This is a genomic window from Clostridium sp. AF21-20LB (assembly GCF_003478795.1).
GTDB classification, from domain to species: domain Bacteria; phylum Bacillota; class Clostridia; order Lachnospirales; family Lachnospiraceae; genus Otoolea; species Otoolea fessa.
This window is the reverse complement of the sequence record NZ_QUGD01000047.1, coordinates 1-4,081: the sequence shown is the minus strand read 5'-3', so window position 1 is coordinate 4,081 and position 4,081 is coordinate 1. Positions and strand designations below refer to the sequence as shown.

5 protein-coding genes are annotated in these 4,081 nt (G+C 56.5%); all 5 read right to left on the bottom strand.

Translation table 11 applies throughout. From position 1 onward, the window contains the following. Positions 1 to 816, bottom strand: an 816-nt coding sequence (locus DWX76_RS13565; protein ID WP_118570874.1) for a hypothetical protein, incomplete at its 3' end; no start/stop codon positions are given. Positions 817 to 830: 14 nt separating this feature from the next. After that, positions 831 to 1,544, bottom strand: a complete 714-nt coding sequence (locus DWX76_RS13560; protein WP_107001184.1) for an antirestriction protein ArdA — start codon at positions 1,542 to 1,544, stop codon at positions 831 to 833. A 4-nt stretch (positions 1,545 to 1,548) separates the two neighbouring features. Then, entirely contained in the window at positions 1,549 to 2,634 is a 1,086-nt protein-coding gene (locus DWX76_RS13555; protein WP_107001185.1) for a DNA cytosine methyltransferase, read from the bottom strand. Continuing rightward, positions 2,621 to 2,977 (bottom strand): hypothetical protein, encoded by a 357-nt coding sequence (locus DWX76_RS13550; protein WP_009901612.1) that lies wholly within the window; start codon positions 2,975 to 2,977, stop codon positions 2,621 to 2,623. Before DWX76_RS13550 ends, DWX76_RS13555 begins: the two co-directional genes overlap by 14 nt. A gap of 306 nt (positions 2,978 to 3,283) precedes the next feature. Beyond that, positions 3,284 to 4,081 (bottom strand): ParB/RepB/Spo0J family partition protein (locus tag DWX76_RS13545; RefSeq protein WP_118570873.1); only part of this gene is annotated, 798 nt, incomplete at its 5' end.

Below are 4,081 nucleotides of genomic sequence, written 5' to 3'. Positions count from 1 at the left end.
CTCGGCCCGGGTGTCCGCGTCAGGCTTTCCGTCAAAGAACACCTGCAAGCGGTTGTCCTCCCGGTTCATTTCCACACGACCCCCATCGAACTCCCAGCCGGAAAATTCCTGCTGTGCCTGTTTGGAAAGCTGTTCGATACGGGCCTTTACCCGGCGGATCTCCGCGTTGTTGTTGGTAAGCTGGTAGCTTTCAAAGGGCCTCGGGTCGCTCCGCCAGCTTGACGCCATGCTTGCTTTCAGCTTTTCGATCTGGTCCGGCGACAGCAGCGCACAGCCATCCAGTTTGCCATGCTTGCGGTAATAGGCGTTGACCTCCTTCATAATGAGCTGGGAGCGTTCCAGCCCGTCCAGCTTCTTCTGGAGCTTTTCAATCGCTGCCGGGTCATCGGCGCTGATCCCGCCCATGCCGGTACTGCGTATCTTATCCAGCAGCCCTTGAATATACTGCCATTCCTCCATGTTGCTGTCCCGGGCCCGGTTCTGTTTTTCCTTCTTTCCCACCGGGAAATTGGCAGGTCCGGCGATCATCACAGAGGGAACCCTTGCGTCAATGGCAAAGCCCTGGTTCATGTTTTCGGCCAGCTTGCGGGCGTAGGTGTCTAACAGATGGTCGATCTTCTCATGGTACATGGGGGCCACCCGGGATTTCTGCTTTTCCGCTATGGCGGCGGCCTTGTCCACCATTGCCCGGTATTCCGCCGTTGCGCTCCCTTCCTTGTAGTCGGAAAAGCTGTTCATTTCCTTTGCCCGGCGGGCGGCTCCTTCATTGATAGGGTAATAGTTGATGGTATGCACCTCCTTCATGCTTCGGGCCATGCTGGCCCGAAGTCCTACCGTTCTTCATGGGAAGGCCCCGCCTTGTCCTTTTTCGGAGCGGGCGGGGCTTCTTGAAACCGTTTGAGTGCAACGAGAATGGAGTGGACAGGTTCGGCCTTTTCAGGATAGGCAAATATCCGGTGTTCCGGCGGAATGTCCTGCGGCCCGTGGTAATACTCCTTGAAGCCCTCCGGGACTGCCGACACATATCCACCGGGAGCGAATACGCCGCCCTCGTTGATACGCACATCCCGCCCGTATGCTTCATAATCGAAGTAGTTCTGAATGTGCTCCGGTATGTCGATGGTCCCAAGCTCGTCGGCGTAAAGGCGGCCCAGCCCTTCATCATCGGAAATATCCGGGTAAAAGCGGTAAAGGTCAAGGTTCTGCGTCAGGTTTATCAAATCCTTCACGCTCCGTGTGTGGTTTCCCAAGACAAGAGCGGCTTCAAAGGTTTCCAGTCCGCCCTTATCCCGTACTTCCAGCAGGGCGTGGCCCAGCTCGTTCAGCTCGTCGATGTTCTCACATTCGTAGAGATGATCGTAGAGCCCCAGCACATCGCTGTCAAAGCTGGTAAAGAACACTTCGCTGTACCGTTTCCCGTCTATCCCGATTTTGGCAAGGGCGGCCTGCAACTCCTGTGTCGTCGTGGGGAAATGTACCGTTGTCCCTACCTCAATCCCCATCAAGGGGTACAGGGCGGTGTTGGTTATATAGGCTTCAAACATGGGCTCATTCCTCCTTTCCGGCCCGGTCAGCCAGCACCTCATAGATCCCGGCCATAATGTAATCGGCGCAAGGGAGGGCAATCGCGTTCCCCAGCGCCTTGTAGCGTTGCAGAGGCCGGATCTCCACGCCGTCCGCCCCGTACTTTGTCCAGCCCTCTGGCAGCCCCATCAGCCGTTCGCTTTCCGTTTCCGTCAGAAAACGGATACAGCCGCCCTCCGGGTCGCCCTCATACCAGAAGGCGAAGGGCGTCACGTCACTGGCTAAAAGAGTGGGAAAAGGGTCAGTTGGTAATCCGAAGCTGTTTCGGAAGGCCGTTTCTTCCTGCCTTTTTGCCGCTCCCCGCATACGGAAGCACTGAAAGGGGTGGATGACTGGTATCTGCCGCCCTGTTTCAAAAGAAGCTGTTCGATCTCCTTCGGCGGCGGCCCGCCCGCCCTCTCCGCAAGGCGGAGGAAGTGGGAGCATTGGACGGGGCTTAAATAGTATGTCTGCGGCACGTCTGCCTCCAAAATCCGCCACGACGAAAATCCGCTGCCTTCGTGCCAGCCTTCGGGTGCCTGCCCAATACTGGGCGTCCATGAGCCGCCAGCACACATCAGGCGTTCCCCCTCGCACCATTCCGGCATTTCCCCATCTTCCCGAAGGAGGCATTGGAACTTCGGTGTCCGAGAAGGCGGATAGGACGGCTCTAAAGTCCATCCGGTCATTTGTAGAAAACGCTCCCATGACGTTTTCCCAAACAGCGATAGCTGGATATAGGTTATCAGTAGCATCCCTCATTTCCTGTATGATACGAAACGCCTGATAGAACAGGCTTGATTTTGCCCCGGCAAGGCCGGAGCGGTTGCCGATCAGAGAAAGGTTCTGACAGGGGGAACCGAAGGTTATCACATGGACCGGCGGGATTTTCCCGCCGTCCACCTTCGTAATATCTCCCAAATGCGCCATATCGGGAAAGTGCCTTTTGGTTATGGAGATGGGCGCTTTTTCAATCTCGCTGGCCCAGACCGGACGGATACCGCACCGGGAAGCAGCCAGAGGGAACACGCCGATCCCGTCGAAAAGGCTCCCCAGCTTAATGTCCGGCATGGCCCGGGGTGCCGTGTCCCTTCACGGCAAGCACCCCTTCCAGCGTTGTCGCCGCAATGCCCAGCCGTCCGGCAACCGCAATATCGTTTTTCACATCCTCGTCCACAACGCTGCCGCAGACGATCAGGGTATGAGAACGCCGCAGCATATCCCGGCGCATATCAATCCCGGCCTTATGTTCCTCGGGAACGCTGTCATTCAAAAACAGCGGCAGGTACAAGAGCGGGCAGATCGGGGAAAAGCCCGCCTCATAAGCAAGGCGGCAGTAGTGAGCCGCCAGCTCCATATCAACATCCGGCTCGCCGCTCCATGCGGCGGTCAGGTACGCTAAAGGTCGTTTCATTGGTTGAGCCTCCATTTCTGTTTTGGTTTAGGGAAAAGCAAGAGTTCGCCCAATCCCTCCGCCCCTTCCCCCGGGAAGGGGAACGGCTCTGGAGAATTTATATCCCCGTCGCTTGACCGGGAAAAAGCATAACCGGGAGAAATCCGTCAAGGGTGCCTCTGGCACCGCCTGCGGCGGCGCTGCCCTTGACTGATTTTCCCGGCTATGCTACGGAATAACTGGCGACGGGGAATCATTTATATCTCCAGAGCTTCGGGGCGCGGGGCAGAGCGCAATCCTCGGGCCATGCTGACCCGAAGTTTTAGCTTACTTTTCCTGTTCGGTTTTCTTCTCCGGTTTTTCGTGTTCCTTCTGCTGACCCTTCCAGTCGTCCAGCAGCTTGATGATCTGGTCCTTCATTTCCCTCGGCGTAGTTTCCTTGCCGAAATACTTGCTCAGTTCCGCACCTGTCAAAATCACTTTGTCTACCTCCTTTTTGTCCTCCATCATAATGCCGTCGATCACATCCCCGTTGAGCAGCTTCTTTTCGTCCAGTTCCCGCATACGCTTTGCCTGCGCCTGTGAAGGCGAGGACTGCTGGCTGTCAATGGCAACGGCGATATAGTTCTGGTTCTTCTTACCGATATAGGAAAGCTCCACCGCCGTAGTAAAGCCCAGTTTTTTTTCATCCATCAGCTTCATCAAGTCGGGAACCAGCTCATTGAGCCGGATATACCGCTGCACCTGTTTGACCGCCATCTTATTACGCTCGGCCACAATTTCGTTGGAGCGTTTTCCTGCGTCCTTCGGGTCAATCTGGCCCGAAGTGCGGGAGCCCTGGTGCTTGATAGCCTCAAGCTGCATTTTCAAGGCTTTGGCCCGCTCACTGGGGAGGATTTCTTCACGCTGGTTGAGATTATCCTCGACCATCTGCGTGATGGCTTCATCGTCTGTCAGGTTTCGGACGATACAGGGCATATCCGCATATCCGGCAAGCTCGCTGGCTTTCTGGCGGCGGTGGCCGGACACGATCTCATAGCCGCCATCCTCACGGGGACGGACGATAGCGGGCTGGGTCACGCCCTTGTCCTTAACGCTGGACACCATAGCCCGCATTTCTTCATC